This is a genomic window from Rhodococcus sp. 06-418-5, assembly GCF_002258285.1.
Classification (GTDB): Bacteria; Actinomycetota; Actinomycetes; order Mycobacteriales; family Mycobacteriaceae; genus Rhodococcoides.
The window spans coordinates 112,866-129,899 of record NZ_NOYE01000018.1 but is presented as its reverse complement, the minus strand read 5'-3'; the positions used below and the strand labels follow the sequence as shown (position 1 = coordinate 129,899).

Genomic DNA, 17,034 nt, shown 5'->3' with positions numbered 1-17,034 from the left:
ACGTTGCCATAATCAGTCGACCCAAGTAACAGGCACGCTACTCAAAGTCGGCCGTACCCACGCAGCAATCGACGTCGCCTTCGGAGACAACAGCTCGGCATCCTAGATGGAACGCGGCGCACCTGCCCTAAACTCAAAAAAGTACATCAAAGCTCTCATTAACCTTGAGAAAGGTAACCGCGTGCAGACAACGTTCCGCTGAAGATATTCTGACCCCTGCGCGTGACGATTCCGATTATCGAACTTCGGCGCTTAAATGTAGCCTCGCCCCAGGGGTCTAAGCAACGTTGAAAACTATACTTCTACATCAGTCCATGGCGACCCTTATCCGAGGGCCGTGATGCAAAACCATCCCGTCGGGGACTCCCTGAGCCAACCTTCTTGCTTCTGCCCTTGGCTTCGGCGCTCGACGCCTGGACTGTTGTAGTGCCAACTCAAGTTCCTCGATTGACCTCATCTCACTATCGCTTCCGTATATGTAGTACAACGCCAGAGGACCGAATTCGCTGTCGGCATCGATTAAATACAGCAATCCGGCTAGGTACCCATCCATATATGCCGCATTAAAAAATTCCCCAAGACCTATTGCCTTTTGAACCAAGCTAAGATAGCTCTGGATCAGATGGGAAACATGATGGCAATCAGAGTACGAACCAGTAGGACGAAGGTCGATTATGCGCGCTAAAGCGTCCCGAAGGCCTTCTTGATAAGCCCAGCAATGGACGATAGTAGGATGCCGACTGGCTGGGTAGCGCGATACGATATCGATAGCTTCTGCGAGTTCATCCAATGCATCGGCTACCTTCGCATACTGGGCGTCCGGTATAAATCCTTCCTCAAGCATCCGGCCTTTGAGCTCCACAAGAAATTGCTGCCCGCTTGTCCTTATATGCAGTAGCTCCTGAGAATTGATATTCGGGTTATCAAACGGAGAAACGACATATGAAGGAGTCCAATAGTCCCCCATGTCATGTTTTAATGCAGAGTAGATTCGATTAAAGTTCCAATCCGATAACGAGTAACCGATAAAGACAACCGTTCGGGTGGCCATCATCTGCCGGATTGACGAGCCAAGAACATTACTCGAAAGAGAGTGGAGGGATTTTTTATAGTCGCTTTCGGTTATGACTATGGACGAGAGCAAACTGATTGATCCGTGCATTTTGTAGACTTTGCGTCCCAAAACCCCCTGGTACGCAAAGTCTTCTCCCACTACGAATGGCGTAGCGGCACACTCAGTTTCAAAACTATCATCCCAATTGGTGGTTATGATGTCGACCAAGTATGGCATTGTAGCGAGTTCGCGATGAAATTTCTTCGATTCGTACCGGGTAGACCTGAAGGAATCTATGTAGCTTAGACGATCCTTAAGTTTTTGAATGAGGGAGACACGCCCAAATTTGTCCTGAAACTTCTGCATAACGTCAGGAAAGCTTAGCTCCGAATCGGACAGACCTAGCTCCTCCGAGATGCTTTGGTAAAAATTTCTCGGAAATACAGCAGGAGTTTCAGTACTGATTCCAGCGCCTGCAAAAATCACCAAATTTCGACTTCGCGCTGCTTCTAAGATTTTTTCCGGCAGTTCCACCGGGTGGTTCAAACCACACGAAACGCACCTATCGTCGTGCTCTAAACTGGGATCGTGTGCGTCCGATGCTAACCCCGCTGACACGTCACCTTCACTCGCTCGATCAGAGGCCATAGGGGCATTATGCCCGAAAATGCATCAATGGAGATGGTTTCGATCAACTTCAGAGGCCATAGACACCGTCGACAGTAGCTAACGCTTTGCCACCAGGCATTGATGTAAACGCTTAACAGTGAGCCAGGCTCACCCGGATCCTTTCCTTCAACAGAGCAACACTCGACACCACCACTTCCACTTCTCAGCGACGACCGTGCATGCCGAGCGTCGCCGCTAGCCTCACACACGCGTCTCCCTGCACCGGTCACCGCCTCGGCGGTCACTCGATAACCCGACGAGATGCTCGCTCCGGACACACCCTGCTCGCATTCCCGCAACGTGTCCCGTGGCCCATTGTTGTACAGCCGAAGCAAGCGGCCTCGCTTTACGGTCGAATACGACGTGTTGGGCATCACGTCAAGTGGCGGGCGACATGCCCGTGCATCTATACCGAAATTGCCCTGTACCTAAGAGCTTCTCGCTCTGGTCCGCCAGCTGCGCCCGCGAATGCGCCGCCCACGCGTCATCGAGAGTTCCTGCCTCGCAGACAGGACACTCGATCGTTCCCGTCTCGCCGGGCAGATGCTCGGCGGCGTCGAGCAGACCGCTGCGCTGTCCACTACGGACAGCGCTTCACTGGCCTAATCCGCAGTCTCCGTTGTCGCCGCACCAAGCTCTGCAACAACCCCGTTCACCCGCTGCCGAGTGGGCGCAGTGAGTGCGGCGATCTTCTTGAGTGCACTCAACGCGGGTGGCGCAGAGGCATCGGTACCGGTCGCCAGCGCCAGTGCGGCGTCGAGATCGGCGACTCTCTTCTTGATCAGTGCTACAGCGGATTCGCGCGATCATCGGTCGAGTCGACCAGACTGGCTTTCAGTTCACGCAGGCTGTCCGCAGCCCGCTGAAGAGGCCCCTTCAAGCCCTTCAATGTGTCCGCCACTAGCTTCTCGGCTGCGCGATCTCGTCGAGGCCGAGAAATTTCGCGCGATAGCGTCGTGCAGGGCCGACGGCACGGAGTCGAAGAGCTTTCCGAGTTCGTCGTACGACAGAATCGGTCGGTGTAGCTCGACCGCAGATTTCCAGCCGAGCGTGTCGGTTCCTCTGCTGCGCTTCTGGTTACCCACCTGCGTCCACGTCGTACAGTTCTCGAGCTCGGCATCGGCGGTTCCGTCGATGCCTACGACCGTCGGCTCGGACCTTTCAAACGTGAGCCCTGTCCGCACCTCACGCGGAGTCCGTGATGCAGATTGCGCCAGCTGTCAGCCCAGAGTGAGGCCTTGTCCTTCCATCGATAGCCCTCGCCGGTCACCGCGAATTCGAGGGCCTCGGCGAAGCTCGACTTACCCGACCCATTGCGTCCTCTCACGACGGCGATGCCGGGGTTCAGGGTGCAGTTCGAGCCTTGCCTTCGGACCGATACCGCGGAAGCCTCCCACACCGATGGACGTTAGGAACGCACCGACCGGCTCTTCGACAGTCCTGTCGCTCGATGGCTCGGGGACATGTGGAGTCGAGACGCCGTCGAGCAGCTCTTGCAGTGCTTTCGGCCCTTCGAGGGCGGCCAGCACGTAGTACTTTACGCCTTCGGACAGGTCATAGTCCGCATCGATGGCGTCGATCACCAAGTCGACCAGTGGCCTGTCGACAGCATTGTCGGAAACGGTCAACGGCACTCCCCTGTTCGTTCTGAATGCTAATCAGACCCCACAGCTCCATATGCGAGCGACAGTTCGCAGCGGGACGGACATCGCCGGTGAACCGGTGCATCGAAATACGCGCATGCGGTCGACGAATCACATCGGTGATGCGCGAAGACGAAACGCTTTCATTCGTTATTACCCTCATCAGAACGTCTCTCAGTCGCTGAGTTGACAATGGCACAACTACTACCAAACGTCGAACAACCCCACCGAAAAACTTCATCTTGTCCGTTACAGCGTTATTAACGTTGATTGAATTCGCTAGAAAACTGCAATACATCCAATTTGGACCTAGGCATTGGATTACGCAAATTGCGGCGATCGCGGGCCCCTAATCTGGGGCCATGGATGACCGCAAAGTTCCGCGCGTCCGACTAATGCTAACGCCATTGATTCCAATGCAGACGCAGCCATGAAGATTGCTTATCCTTTAACTTGGCGAGCACTGGCTTTCCATGTAGTTTCGCGTATATCGGGAAGCCTAGAAGTGAAATCTCTACATCTATTTTGCCGCCTTTGTCCACCGCAAGCAATCCGGTGTCGAAAAGTCTGTGCACGTCACGTCGCAGAATTAAACCTCCTGCCACATCGTGCTGCCCGACGGATGCGTAATTGTAGAGGTGACAAGCTTCCAAAACAGCTGGTGGCGCAGTGCCAGTAAAAGCACATTCGTGTCCATACTCACGCAGGAGAGTCGCACGAAAACCGGCCTGCCCGACACGGACCCTTACAACACGATCCAAATGGCCGCCAACGATCTGCGAAGTGCAGGCCTCGATTACTTGCAAGGGGTTACCCATTGCAAGTCTGCCGACGGCCGCCTTAAAATCATCGAGATGCAGTTCACGAATACTGTTCTGCGAGTGCCGATGAAAACACAATCCTCGCAGTTCCTCGCCAGTCAAGACACCTGCTAGATCAACCCAGCTCCGATTGTGTGAGGAACGGTAGCTGACAATGACCGTTTCGGTGAAGTTTGGATTTTCGAACTGAGCGCCACAATCATAACAACGAAATCTGGGCTTGATTTTCTTTCTCGAAAGATAGTTTGTCTTATTGCAGTTGGGGCATCGCCCAATCGACTTAATTCCAGGACGTTCCGATATATCCTCAATCACAGAGGCACCTAGCAGCTCACGCTGGTCCCAGAACACAAGGATATCGCCCACCGACACTTGCCGCGAATTCGGCACATTACTGTCCCAACTGTAATGGGAGGTCGGGTCGTCGTCGTATCGCACCCCTCCACCCAAACGCCGGTAGTCCTCGCTCTGCTTCGTCATTGCCAACCAAGCCCGCTGACTTTGTTTCTCCACCTCGCCGGGCACCGGCACTCTCCTGTTCGTTCTGATCACTAACCAGCCTCCACAGTTCCATATGGGACCGACAGTTCGCAGGTACATCGGAAACGCCACCGGATGTGTCGGTACCGGATGCTTCGATGGCGGTATGTCACGACTCGACGAGGGGTTCCCGCCGCCCACGGCCTGTGTGCAGTGGTGTCAGCACCGCAGTTACGACCTGCATGTCCTCGACGACGGTGTGGAGGTGGACCTGGATTGGTGGAACGGCCACCTCGACAGGGCAGGGCATGATCTGCGGCTGCGCGGGCGCAACCTCGACGGCGAAATCGTCGAGTACGGCGGTGCCACCGTGCAGCGCAACGACCTTCGAGTCGGCACCGATCTGACTGAAGGCGAACACCATTCGCTCGGACTGCTGTTTCTCTGCGCGGCCTGGCAGGGCAGCCATCGGCACCGCAGAGCAATGCGCCGATTCCCGGACGTCATGAACCCGCACCTCAGCCGTCCCGACGAGAACCCCGTCGCCAAGACTCTCGCTGTGCTCGACAGCTGCGTCCGCAATCGCGTCGTGCCCGACCATCCGAACTCGACCTGGTCCGGATGGCCCGACGCACCCGGCGTCGGAATGTCCCTGATGGCCACGTTCCTGTGGGCCGTAAAAGCCTCCGTCTACGGCGGACCGGCACAACTGATCGACCAATACGGTGTCTCGACCCTCATCCATGAAGGGTGGCTCGAAGACCCGTCGGTCACCGGATTCACTCATCGCCGCTACGACCGCTACGTCGAACTCATCACCGCATGGGCCACCGACATCGGCACCAGCCCCGAGCTCGTCGAAATGTGGCTCGTGCAGCGCTGGAGCGCCCGACTCAACGAAGCACGACACGGCCGCTACACCGCACCGACGCTGTTCTGAACAGTTCGATCCCCTGACGAGGGGTTGCCGAGCCACATATCAGCTTCTATGGTTATTCCGTAATTACGGAATAACAGATTAGGAGCATTCGATGCGACGCTCGACCTGGATCTCGACAGCCTGTGCAGCTGCGCTGTTGGTGGGCGGATGCGCCACCGACACCGACACCGACACCGACACAACTGCAACGACCGCCACCACTACCCCGACGCCGGATTACTGCGCTCCCGTCACGTCCACCGACCTCGCCACCGAGGACGGGTGGATCGGGCTGATCGATCAGGCTCCCGACACCGTCAGCCTCGTCATCGACGACGGGCGCGGCCGAACCGTCGAACATCGGGCTGACCAAGAGCAGGTACTCGCATCCGCGATCAAGGTGGTGCATCTCGCCGCGTACGCGCAGGCAGTCGCGAACGGCACCATCGACCCGAACGAGCAAGTGGCCCTGTCGGATTGGGAACGCTGGTACTTACCCCGCACCGACGCCAATGCACATCCGAAGGCCTTGACCCGGTTGGGCATTGCGAACGCCGGCACCAACGCAACCGACCCCAACGCCACGGTCCGCATCGACGACATGGTCTCGGCCATGATCCAGGAGAGCGACAATTCGGTGCCCGACTACCTCCGCTACCGACTCGGCGATCAAGCACTCGTCGACGCCGCAGCCGCAGGAGGTTGGGAGAACTTCGAGGCACCGAGCATGGTGGCCGACATGCTCTCGATCTTCGATCCTGGACTCGCCGATGCAGATACCTGGGAGACCGCTCAGAAGTGGGCATTCGACCCGCAGTTCCGGGCCCAGGCCGAGGCGTCCGTACAAGTGCCGACCTACGAGGACCAGGTATCCAGGGTTCAGAGCAGTTTCCGCGGCGGTTCGGCCGAAGAATTGAACGGAATGTATCGCGCCTTCGCGGACGGGACTTACGGCGAAGCATCCGACACCATTCTGCGTCAACTGGAATGGCAACCTGCCGGCGACAGCGTCCGCGGTATCGGCTTCAAAGGGGGCAGCCTCCCCGGAGTACTGACCCAGGGATTCGAGCTGCGCCGCAACGACGGAACAGTCGCCACGGCCGTGTGGCTGATCGATGGCCTCCCCGCCGACAGATTCGATCAGGCCATGACCCAATTCGGCGTGCAACAGCAACTCATCGTCGAGGCGATGCTCTCGCCCGAGGTTCTCGACCGGATAGCCTGCGTGGTGTGAGCACAGAGTTCGAGTCGAGACTGGCAGAGCTGGAAGCCCGCGTCGCCGAGCTCGAACGACGCGACGCTCCCGAGCAGCCCGAGGCCGCCCCGTCGACGGGCGGCATGGTCGCCTACCAAGGCGACGTGCATCTGCACGGAACGGTCCGCTGGGACATCGGTTACTCCCCCGACGCCATCGTGGAGTTACCAGTTCCATCGGCATCGGAAGTGCTTGCTGCCCTGGGACATCCGGTGCGGTTGCAGATCGTGCGAACACTGCTGCGCGGCCCGGCGAATGCTGCAGAACTCCTTGCAGCAGTGGGACTCGGCTCGTCCGGTCAGATCTATCACCACCTCAAGACGCTCAGTTCGGCGAACATCGTCGAGCAGCACGGCCGCGGCGACTATCGAATTGCCGCCAAACGAGTTGTGCCGCTCTTGGTTTCGATGCTCGCCGCCGCCGATATCGCAGGCGATCTGGGTACCTGACCGCCTACAACACCGCGCGTCAGGGTACGAACAACACTCCCAATCCGGGGATGAGGGCGTTCGACGCATCGGGATTCTCGCGGTCGTGGGTGACGGTCACGAAGACCGGACCTGCACCCGTCTGAGCCGTCACCTCGGTCGGCAGGCGGTAGGCCTGCGGACCACCCTGATTGGCCGGCTGCGTCCGATCGATCTCGTCGTTCCAGTGCCGCAAGCCTGCGGAACCCGCCTCACCTGTAGACAGGTTGCGCCAATTAACCGTCAGGTGCCGGTAGTTGAACTGGTAGTAGTACGGCCGAATGTCGGCGGCCGAGAAACGCACCTCACCCGGCTTCTCGCCGACCACCGCGCGAATCGGAATTGTTTGGATCAGCCCGCCGGGAACGCCCGCAGGGACGAATTCCGGTCCGGTGACGACAGGCACCTGCAGTACCGACTCCTGCGGAGCAGCGGTTGCGGTTCCGGCACCAATGCCGAAGACCAGGGGTATCGAAACCGCAATTACTGCTGCGGCCCGTCGCATCGATGGCTGCATCGTGAAACCTTTCGTCGGGGTCGAATCAGGGAACGAGCACTACGCCCGCGCCGGGGAGAAGAGTGTCGAGGTACGGCGAGCCCCACTGACCGCCGTTCGAGTAGTCCTTCGTGTGCGTCACCGTTACGACCACAGGACCCGGCCCGGTGTTTGCGACTACCTCCAGGGGCAGATCTTCCCGTCCGTAGGGTCCACTCGGCGATGGTGTCGGCTCGTCCTGCCAATGCCGTAGATCAGCTGCGCCCGTCGCACCTGTAGCCAGGTTTCGCCAGTTCAGGTTCAAGTACCTGTACGGATACTGATCGGCGAACGGCGCAATGGTCGACGCCGAGAAGCGCGCGACACCGGGCTCGCCGCCCACGGTGGCCTTCATCGGAATGGTCTGGAACAACCCGCCGGGCACGGCACCGGGTGCGATCTGGAAGCCGGTGACCACCGGAATCTGGAGCAGCGTGGTCTGCGGAGTTGCCACGGCCGTTCCCGTACCGATGCCGAGCATCAGGGGAACTGCGAGTGCGATCGATACGACCGCTCGCCGCAATATCTTTCGCATACAGCACGCCTTTCGATCATGTCGCACAACGACATACCGGACCGTTTGTGGCCTCGCACCACGAACTCCAGGTTGAACCTGAAACATCAAGTGGTTCTTGAGTCTTTACCGAACCCACCCTCGCAGTCACAGCGACAAAAGGACCACCCGTATACCGATTCGTGATGGGGTCGTGACACGACTGACGTTAACAGACCACTTGGCCCGTTCGATTCACTGATCAGAGGTGACGCACTCCGCAGCCACCGGTGAGGACCATCGAATGAGGCAAGTCCGAAATATCGTGGCCATGAGCGCGTTGATCGCCGCTACTGCTCTCGCATCCACGGCCTGCGGCTCCGACGAGCCGGCGAGCAACCCACCCACGCCTGCCACCAGCGCAGCGGCTGCTCCGTCGGCAAACGGGTCCACCGAATCCGACGGTGGTAGCGGCGCAGGCGGGATCGCACAGGCTCCCGACATAGTCACCCCGGTACAAGCAGAACCCGCCGCTGCGGACACAGCAGCAGTACCGCCCGCCCCGAACCGCGACGACGTCAACGTCGATGCGCGCGACTACGAGCAGCCCGGCGGCCAGTACTTCTTCCAATCACCCAGCGGAAATGTGTTCTGCGCATTCAATTCGTTCAACGCTCCCGGGTCCATCGTGGGCTGCCAGGTCCGCTACTCGGTACCGGGCAACACCGGCCGAGAATGCGCGAACACGGCGAACAACACCTACGGGGTGCAGATCAACCAAGACGGCACCGTCGAACAGATCTGCACCAATCAGGGCATCTTCGTCGGCGATCCGAACAACGGCGACACCCAGGTTCTCCAATACGGTCAGGTCATCGGAGTCACCGGCAATTTTTGTCGCTCCACCGAAGCGGGCATCACCTGCTACGACGGCGACCGAGGCTTCATGATCTCCCGCGACGTCAACATCGCGTTCTGATGAGGCAGCTCCGAGTGTTCCGCAGAACCGCCCTCCTCGCTGCCACGGCATCACTGACCGCTTTCGCGCTGACGGCCTGTGGCGGCGAGGACACCCCGGCTGCCGCGCCGACCCAGAGCACCAGCGTCACCGCGCAGATGCCCACGCCACCACAGGTGACCATCGCAGCGCCGTCGAACACCGATGGTGCCGACGAACCGACGGACACGCCCACGGCGACCGGTACGGAACCGACGGCCGACAATCCCGCGAACAACACCGCGCCCATCACACCGGTCGACCCGGCCAGCTACTCGGTGCCCGACAACCAAGTTGCATGGAAGTCCCCGTCCGGCAACGTGTACTGCAAGATCGGATCGGGCCCGTTCTCCTCCGGCTGCCAGGCATCCGATGCGCCGGTACCCGATGGCGCAGGCAACGATTGCGCACCGAACACCACGTTCAGCGTCGACATGCTGTCGAAGGGCTTCTACCTCGACCCGGGACACGTCACCCCCACGTGTTTCAACCAGGGGGTGTTCGGAGCCGAGGGTCAGAAAGTGTTGGAGTACAACACTTCCATCGCCTTCAACGGCTTCACGTGCTTCTCCCGCGTCGAGGCGATGATCTGCGACGCGGGCGGCGGGCACGGATTCGTGCTGTCGATGCAGCAGGCGACGTCCAACTGATCAGCGAGCCTCATCCCGTCGAGGCTCCACGACGAAGTCGTCCAGATCGGCCCGCCGCGTCATCTCCCAGTAGTCGACGATGCGCCACGGCAACGTCGAGACCACGCGTCCGGCATCGTTGCGGTACCAGTTGTCCATGCCGCCGTGCGACCAGATCATCTTGGCGTGCGCCTCGTCGTGCTTGCGAACGTATTCCGCTTCCACGTCGGCCTTGCACTCGATGGCTCCGATTCGCTTGTCCACCATGTCGATCAAGACATCGACGATGTAGCGAACCTGGCATTCGGCGATGGTGATGTAGCTGCCCCCGTGGCCAAGTACGGTTCCGGGGCCGCAGGTGATGAAGAAGTTCGGAAAGTCCGGGACGGTGATACCGAGATACGCGTGCGCATCCTCGGGGCCCCAGATATCGCGGATGGAGTCCCCCGATCGTCCGCGCACGTCGATCGGCGTCAACAGTTTGTGGGTCTCGAAGCCCGTCGCGAGGATCACCACATCGACCTCGGTCTCCGAACCATCGCGTGCCACAACCGAGTTGGTGGTGATGAACGCGACGGCGTCGGCGACGAGGGTGACGTTGTCACGCTTGAGCGCGGCGTACCAACCGTTGTCGAGCAACATCCGCTTACCGAAGGGCGGGTAATCGGGCAACGACTTCTCGATCAGATCTGGTCGGCCCTCGAGCTCGGCTTCGATGTAGCGCGTGAACACGCGTCGATGGGCGTCGTTCACCGGGTTGATCGAGCGCGCCGGATGCTCCCACTCGGGATCGACCTGCAGCGAGCTGTGCACCCGATCGTTGAAGTTCCAGGCCAACCGCGTTCGGTACCACAGGCGATACAACGGAACGACATCCATCAGGTAGTTGGCGTCGTCGCTCATCTCGGTGAAATAGACGTCGCTCGACGCAACCCACTGAGGTGAGCGTTGAAAGACCGTCGCATGCCCCACCGTCGACGCGATGGCCGGCAACACCTGCATGGCACTGGCCCCGGTACCGACGATGGCGACGCGCTTACCGGTCAGATCCAGATCGGCCGGCCAGTTCGCGGTGTGGAAGATCGGGCCGTCGAACGACTCCAGGCCGGGGATATTCGGCACCTTAGGCCGATTGAGCTGACCGGTTGCGGTGATCACCACATCGGCGGTCAGCGTCTCGCCGTCGACCGTCGTGACGGTCCAGCCCTGTCGCTGCGCGTCGTACTCGGCGGTCGCCACCTCGGTGTCGAACCGAATGCGATGCCGCAGATCGTGTTCGGACGCCACGTCGCTGAGGTACTCCCACACCTCGTCGCGCTTGCCGAAGTGCGTGCTCCAGGCCCGCGGCGCGAAGGAGTAGGAGTACAGGTGACTCGGTGTGTCGACGCCCGCACCGGGGTAGGTGTTCTCGAACCATCCACCGCCGACATCGGAGTTCTTCTCCAGTACGACGTGGCTGATGCCCGCCTCGTGCAGCTTGATGGCAGCGAGCATCCCGGAGACACCCGCACCGATCACGATCACCGACAGATCGTTCGGTGCGGCCACCGGAGTCTCCGCAACCACGAAGCCCATGTCCTCGGCAACCATGACGCCGAACTCGGGAGGCACCTGTTCGCCGACGGCCAGGCTGATCATCTCGACGAGGTGCTCCGAGTCCGGCGAGGGCACCGCCATGGGCTCGCCCTCGTGGAAGGCGCAGATTGCATCGAGGGCCGCGGCACGGATGCGGTCGGCCACTGCGTCGTCGAATCCGCCCCTGTCGTTGTCGTCCATACCCCGACTGCGCGTGGGGCGATACGGATCGGCGAGCCACGTGCGATCGCCAGTCAACTGATAGAGCACCGCCACCAGCGTGGGCAGGTTGGCCGCAGAGAGAGCCCGTGCGAGCCGGTCCCGATCAACCCCACCCACGGTTTCCGCTGCCGTTGCTGCGTCTGTGGACACCGGTACCTCCTGTTGCGCGCTGCTCCATCCGACTCCGACAGCTCAACTAACCACGGTTAGGCAATTCTGCGCAAGGGATTCGCAATCCCGACGTTCACAGCTTTTTGACCCTTGACAATGTGGCCCACGCCACATGATGCTTCATGGCACTACCTAACAGCGGACAGGCGAAGGGATTCACCCATGGAACTCACCGAGGCGATGCGCACCACCGGCACCTGCAGGCGGTACCTCAGCGATCCCGTTCCCGACGAGGTGTTCAAGGCCGCGTTCGACGTCGCCCGCTTCGGCCCGCAGGGCGGCAACCGTCAGCCCGTGCGGTGGATCGTCGTGCGCGACGCCGCCCGTAAGCAGGCCCTCGCCGATCTCTACCTGCCGATGTGGGACGCGTACTTCGCCGGCATCACCGGCGGAACCGTCGCCGTCGGCGCATTGCCCAAGACCGTGCAGGACGCCGACTACTTCGCCCGCCACCTCGCCGAGGTGCCCGCCATTGTGGTGGTCTGCGCCGCGCTGGACGGACTGCACCCCACCGACCACGAACTCGGACGACTCTCCGTCGTCGGCGGCGCCTCCATCTACCCCACCGTGCAGAACCTGTGCCTGAGCCTGCGCGATCAGGGCGTCGCCACCGCGGTGACGACGCTGCTGTGCCACGAGGAACCGGCCATCCGCGAACTGCTCGGCATCCCGGACGAATACATCACCGCCGCACACATCGCCGTCGGCTATCCGGAGAAGTCGTTCCCGCGCAAGCTCACTCGCGATCCCGTGGAGCAGATCGTTGCGGCAGAGACGTTCTCGCAGCCGATGTTCGACTCCGCTGCACTCTCCCCCGCCCTGTAGAAGCTCGTATCTGAAGGAGTCCGCCGTGCCCGGTACTGCCACCCACCATCGCTCCCCCATCGGACGCGCCACCATCGGCGATCAACTGCGTCGTCATGCGCGCACTCAGCCGAACAAGGTCGCGTTCATCAGCTACGCGGCGGACGGCACGCGTGAGGTCACGACCTACGGCGATCTCGATTCTCGTGCAAACCGGTTCGCGAACCTGCTGGTCGATCTCGGAGTGACCACTGGCGACCGCGTCGCATCGATGGCGCGCAACAGCGTCGACGTGGTGGTCGCGTACTACGGCACGCTCAAAGCCGGAGCAGCCTTCACCGGCATCAACGTGATGTACCGCGCGGCCGAGGTGAAGCACCAGCTCGAACATGCGGAACCGACTGTGGTGGTGGCCGATCCGGCCTATGCCGAGATCATCTCCTCGGTGAAGCCGGACACCACCACCCTGGTGACGTTCGGGTCCGAATACAAGACACTGACAGCGAACACCCCGTCCACCGAGCCGGACGTCGAGATGGACGAGAACGACGTCGCGATGGTCATCTACACCTCGGGAACCGAGGCAGCCCCCAAGGGCGTGATGATCCCGCACCGCAACTTCCTCATCTCCACCGCGCCCGCGTGGAGCTGGGGCCTGCGCACCGGACCGGAGGACACCTGGCTGTTCGTCATGCCGTTCCACACCATCGCCGGACTCGGCTCGATGACGACCCTGACGCTGATGGGTGCCACGCTCGTGCTGCCTGCGACAGTCGACCCGGCGCAATCCCTGCGCATCATCGCCGCCGAGAAGATCTCCGTCATCGCCCAGACGCCGACGTTCTACCTGGCCCTGGCCCGTGACGCGCAGTTCGGCCCCGAGGCCGTGAGCCAGGTCAGGCGCTGCCTCACCTACGGTGGCCAGGTGTCACCACACACGATCAGCGCCTGGGCCGCCGCCGCCCCCGAGGCCATCTGGGGCACCTACTGGGGCCAGTCGGAACTCTCGCAGCTCGGCTCGGTCGGCTGGTTCTCCACCCTCGACGACATCCCCGACGGCGACGCGTCGTGGATCGGCAAGCCCGTCACCCACCTCGAGATCAAGGTGGTCGACGCCGCAGGCAACGAGGGCGAGATCGGTGAATTGCTCTGCCGCACTCCGTCGGTGATGCTCGGCTACTTAAAGGACCCCGAACGCACCGCCGAGGTGTTCCGGGACGGCTGGGTACACACCGGCGACATGGTCCGTATCGACGCCGACGGCAACCTGTTCTTCTACGATCGAATGAAGGACATGATCAAGTCGGGAGGGATGAACGTGTCGTCGCAGGAAGTGGAACGCACCATCCACACGCACCCGGACGTGCTGCGCGCCGCCGTCGTCGGAGTACCCGACCCGTACTGGTCCGAGGCCGTCACCGCCTTCGTCATCGCACGCGACGGAGTGACCGCCGACCCGGCCGCGATCATCGAGTACTGCCGCACCGAGTTGGCGTCGTACAAGGCCCCGAAGTCCGTACACATCGTGGCCGAACTGCCGGTCGACCCGCAGGGCAAGATCCTCAAGCGTGAACTGCGACTGTTGGCGGCGGTCGAGGAGACCGTATGACGCAGCCCGATTCAACGCAACCGGCCGAGGTCACCGCTCTCCCCCGACAGCAACGCACCCGCCAACGACGAGACGACATCGTCGCCAATGCCGCCAATATCTTTGCGCGTGAGGGCTACTCGAACGTGGGGATGCGCGACATCGCCGACGCCGTCGGTATCAAGGGCGCCAGCCTCTACCACCACTTCCCGTCCAAGGAAGACATCCTCTTCGCGATCTGTCTGACGGTCACGCAGGAACCGGCCGAGGAGAACCTGCCACTGCTCGACGCGGCCGGGACCCCCACCGAACGCCTGTCGTCTCTGGTGCGTGCGCACCTGGTGCATCTGAACCGGAGACGGGTCGAGTACATCGTCGGCCTGCACGAGTTGGCCTCGCTCACCCCTGAGCACCGCACCGTTATCGAGGACTACCGCCGCCAGTACCAACGACGCGTCCGCGACGTGATCACCGCCGGAATGCGCAGTGGCGAATTCACCGTCCCGGACGCGCGATTGGCATCGTTCGCCCTGACCGACATGCTCAACGGCATCAGCAACTGGTTCCACGACGGCGGCGAGCTGAGCATCGAGGACGTCGCCGACGGGTACGTCGAACTGGCGGTCCACCGCATTCTGGGTGCAACACATGACGATTGACGGTCACTGCGACGCACGCTTCACCGCGGTACGAGAAGACCTGAGCGCCAACCTCGACAGCGGTACCGAACTGGGCGCATCGATCGTGGTCGACATCGACGGCCACACCGCCGTCGACCTGTGGGGCGGCTACCGCGACACCGAACGTCGCCTGCCGTGGGAGTCGGACACCATCACCAACGTGTGGTCGACGACGAAAATGGTGACGTGCCTGGCGGCATTGATGCTGATCGATCGCGGACTGCTCGATCCCGATGCGCCGGTGGCGTCGTACTGGCCCGAGTTCGCGACCGCAGGCAAGGAAGACATCGCGATCCGGAACCTGTTATCGCACACCTCCGGGGTCTCGGGCTGGGACCGACCGTTCAGCGAAGAGAACCTCTACGACTGGGAACTCTCGACCTCGCGGCTGGCGGCGCAGGCACCGTGGTGGGATTCGCGTACTACCTCGGGTTATCACGCGGCCAGCCAGGGCCACCTGATCGGAGAAGTCGTCCGCCGAGTCACCGGAACATCGTTGCGGCAGTTCGTGGCCGACGAGATCGCCGGCCCTCTCGGTGCCGACTTCCAGATCGGTGCCGCCGAGTCCGACTGGGATCGGATCGCCGACGTCGTACCGCCACCACCGCCGACCGATGATGGCGTACCCGATCCGACGTTGGTGCGTCGCAGGACCTTTCTCGGTCCGTTGGTGCAGGCCTCGTCGGCGAACACCCCGGCGTGGCGCGCCGCGGACATGGGCGCACTGAACGGGCACGGCAATGCCCGATCGGTCGCGAGAATCCTGTCCGTCATCTCCCGAGGCGGAACCGTGGACGGCGTACGACTGCTGCGCCCGGAGACGATCGACACGATCTTCGAGGAGCAATCCGACGGAGTCGATCTGGCCCTGGGCATTCCGTTGCGCTTCGGCCTGGGTTTCGCTTTGCCACAGCCCGAATCGATGCCCTACATCCCCGACGGCAAGGTCTGCTTCTGGGGCGGCTGGGGCGGATCGCTGACCGTTCTGCACCCGGACTCGAACCTGACCATCTCCTACGTGATGAACCGAATGGGTCCCGGAATCATCGGCTCCGACCGAGCCGAGCAGTACGTGCGCGCGAGCTACGCCGCCCTCGCCTGACGGTCAGCTCTCAGCAGGCTTGAGGAATTCGAGCACTGCGGCCATGTCCTTCGCCCCGAGCCCGGAATCCAACGCCCGGTCGAGAACGTTCCCGACGGTCGTGGCCTGAGGAAGGTCGAGGGCATGATCGCGGGCCAATGCAAGTCCGAGGCCCACGTCTTTGTGCAAGAGCGACAACGGAAATGCCACACCCGCGGCGTCCGGATCGAGAAAGTGCTCCTTCTTGTAGCCGACGTACGGCGCAGCCACCGCACTCGAGCCCAGCACCTCGTACAGGGCGGACGGGGCCAAGCCGGCCGATTCACCGAGAATCAACGCCTCGGCGACAGCCTGATTCAGTGCTGCGAGAACCGAATTGACCGCGAGCTTGGCCACCGAGGCGGTACCGGCCGGACCGGTGTGGAACTGCGCGCGCGTCACCGCCTCGAGGATGGGCTTGAGGTAGGTGAACTGTTCGTCGTCGCACCCGACCATGGTGGTGATCTGCCCGGTATCGGCCAGGCTCACGCTGCCCGAGACCGGGGCGTCGACCACCGCGGTGCCCGAACCTGCTGCGCGCTCGGCGAACTCGCGCACGGCCGTCGGACCGACCGTACCCATCACCACATGAAGGTGCTCCGACGCACCGGCCGTGGCGATTCCGTGCTCACCGAACAAGACCTGTTCGGTCGCTGCCGCATCGGGCAACATGCTGAAGGAGATCTCGGCGCGGGCCAGGTCGGCGGGGGTCGTGGTGATCGTCATGCCCCGCTCGACCAGTTCGGCCGGCGCGGTCTCCGGCGTCAGGTAGATGTCGTAGGCGGTGACCGTGTGGCCTGCCTCGAGGAGGCGGCGCACCATGTGGGTACCCATGCGGCCGACTCCGGCGAATCCGATGTGCATTGTTTCTCCTAGCGTGGGACGAAAGGTCGCTGCAAGTACTGTCGTGTC

17 protein-coding genes are annotated in these 17,034 nt (G+C 61.7%); 9 read left to right on the top strand and 8 right to left on the bottom strand.

The window, feature by feature from the left end; translation table 11 throughout:
* Nucleotides 1-307 precede the first annotated feature (307 nt).
* The 4 genes from CH274_RS16520 to CH274_RS16505 all read right to left on the bottom strand — a co-directional run bounded on the left by CH274_RS16520 (nt 308) and on the right by CH274_RS16505 (nt 4,712).
* Nucleotides 308-1,588, bottom strand: coding sequence for an SIR2 family protein (locus tag CH274_RS16520; protein ID WP_179275780.1), 1,281 nt, complete (start codon nt 1,586-1,588; stop codon nt 308-310).
* Nucleotides 1,589-2,861: 1,273 nt separating this feature from the next.
* On the bottom strand, nt 2,862-3,050 hold the full coding sequence (locus CH274_RS16515; protein ID WP_179275779.1) for an ATP-binding protein: 189 nt from the start codon (nt 3,048-3,050) through the stop codon (nt 2,862-2,864).
* Nucleotides 3,025-3,351, bottom strand: coding sequence for a hypothetical protein (locus CH274_RS29270; protein ID WP_179275778.1), 327 nt, complete (start codon nt 3,349-3,351; stop codon nt 3,025-3,027). Before CH274_RS29270 ends, CH274_RS16515 begins: the two co-directional genes overlap by 26 nt.
* Before the next feature lie 413 nt (nt 3,352-3,764).
* Nucleotides 3,765-4,712, bottom strand: coding sequence for an HNH endonuclease (locus CH274_RS16505; RefSeq protein ID WP_179275777.1), 948 nt, complete (start codon nt 4,710-4,712; stop codon nt 3,765-3,767).
* 121 nt (nt 4,713-4,833) lie between these two features.
* Here CH274_RS16505 and CH274_RS16500 point away from each other — a divergent pair, with 121 nt between their 5' ends.
* From CH274_RS16500 to CH274_RS16490, 3 genes are all read left to right on the top strand, one after another.
* Nucleotides 4,834-5,607, top strand: coding sequence for an 8-oxoguanine DNA glycosylase OGG fold protein (locus CH274_RS16500; protein WP_094658136.1), 774 nt, complete (start codon nt 4,834-4,836; stop codon nt 5,605-5,607).
* Between the two features lie 91 nt (nt 5,608-5,698).
* Nucleotides 5,699-6,820, top strand: a complete 1,122-nt coding sequence (locus CH274_RS16495) for a serine hydrolase (protein ID WP_094658135.1) — start codon at nt 5,699-5,701, stop codon at nt 6,818-6,820.
* Entirely contained in the window at nt 6,817-7,290 is a 474-nt protein-coding gene (locus CH274_RS16490) for an ArsR/SmtB family transcription factor (RefSeq protein ID WP_094658134.1), read from the top strand. Before CH274_RS16495 ends, CH274_RS16490 begins: the two co-directional genes overlap by 4 nt.
* A 19-nt stretch (nt 7,291-7,309) precedes the next feature.
* Here CH274_RS16490 and CH274_RS16485 read toward each other — a convergent pair whose 3' ends face one another.
* Together CH274_RS16485 and CH274_RS16480 are read right to left on the bottom strand one after the other, a co-directional pair.
* Nucleotides 7,310-7,825 (bottom strand): hypothetical protein, encoded by a 516-nt coding sequence (locus CH274_RS16485; protein ID WP_256993609.1) that lies wholly within the window; start codon nt 7,823-7,825, stop codon nt 7,310-7,312.
* Between the two features lie 25 nt (nt 7,826-7,850).
* The gene (locus CH274_RS16480; RefSeq protein WP_256993608.1) at nt 7,851-8,378 is read right to left on the bottom strand and encodes a hypothetical protein; all 528 of its coding nucleotides are present in this window, start codon (nt 8,376-8,378) and stop codon (nt 7,851-7,853) included.
* Nucleotides 8,379-8,667: 289 nt separating this feature from the next.
* On the opposite strand from CH274_RS16480, the gene CH274_RS16475 reads away from it, so the two are divergent.
* Together CH274_RS16475 and CH274_RS16470 are read left to right on the top strand one after the other, a co-directional pair.
* Entirely contained in the window at nt 8,668-9,315 is a 648-nt protein-coding gene (locus tag CH274_RS16475) for a hypothetical protein (protein WP_256993607.1), read from the top strand.
* 14 nt (nt 9,316-9,329) lie between these two features.
* Entirely contained in the window at nt 9,330-9,983 is a 654-nt protein-coding gene (locus CH274_RS16470) for a hypothetical protein (RefSeq protein ID WP_179275776.1), read from the top strand.
* Here the strand turns inward: CH274_RS16470 and CH274_RS16465 are convergent, their stop codons facing one another.
* Nucleotides 9,984-11,909, bottom strand: a complete 1,926-nt coding sequence (locus CH274_RS16465) for a flavin-containing monooxygenase (RefSeq protein WP_179275775.1) — start codon at nt 11,907-11,909, stop codon at nt 9,984-9,986.
* A gap of 183 nt (nt 11,910-12,092) precedes the next feature.
* On the opposite strand from CH274_RS16465, the gene CH274_RS16460 reads away from it, so the two are divergent.
* Genes CH274_RS16460 through CH274_RS16445 form a run of 4 tightly spaced genes read left to right on the top strand, consistent with a single transcriptional unit; the run spans nt 12,093 to nt 16,104 of the window.
* The gene (locus CH274_RS16460) at nt 12,093-12,755 is read left to right on the top strand and encodes a nitroreductase family protein (protein ID WP_094647190.1); all 663 of its coding nucleotides are present in this window, start codon (nt 12,093-12,095) and stop codon (nt 12,753-12,755) included.
* A 25-nt stretch (nt 12,756-12,780) separates the two neighbouring features.
* A complete protein-coding gene (locus CH274_RS16455) occupies nt 12,781-14,343 on the top strand; it encodes a class I adenylate-forming enzyme family protein (RefSeq protein WP_094658131.1) in 1,563 nt (520 codons plus the stop codon).
* Entirely contained in the window at nt 14,340-14,981 is a 642-nt protein-coding gene (locus tag CH274_RS16450) for a TetR/AcrR family transcriptional regulator (RefSeq protein WP_094658130.1), read from the top strand. Before CH274_RS16455 ends, CH274_RS16450 begins: the two co-directional genes overlap by 4 nt.
* A complete protein-coding gene (locus CH274_RS16445) occupies nt 14,971-16,104 on the top strand; it encodes a serine hydrolase domain-containing protein (protein ID WP_094658129.1) in 1,134 nt (377 codons plus the stop codon). The genes CH274_RS16450 and CH274_RS16445 overlap by 11 nt, the downstream gene beginning before the upstream one ends.
* A gap of 3 nt (nt 16,105-16,107) precedes the next feature.
* Here CH274_RS16445 and CH274_RS16440 read toward each other — a convergent pair whose 3' ends face one another.
* Nucleotides 16,108-16,986, bottom strand: coding sequence for an NAD(P)-dependent oxidoreductase (locus tag CH274_RS16440; protein ID WP_094658128.1), 879 nt, complete (start codon nt 16,984-16,986; stop codon nt 16,108-16,110).
* Nucleotides 16,987-17,034: the final 48 nt, after the last annotated feature.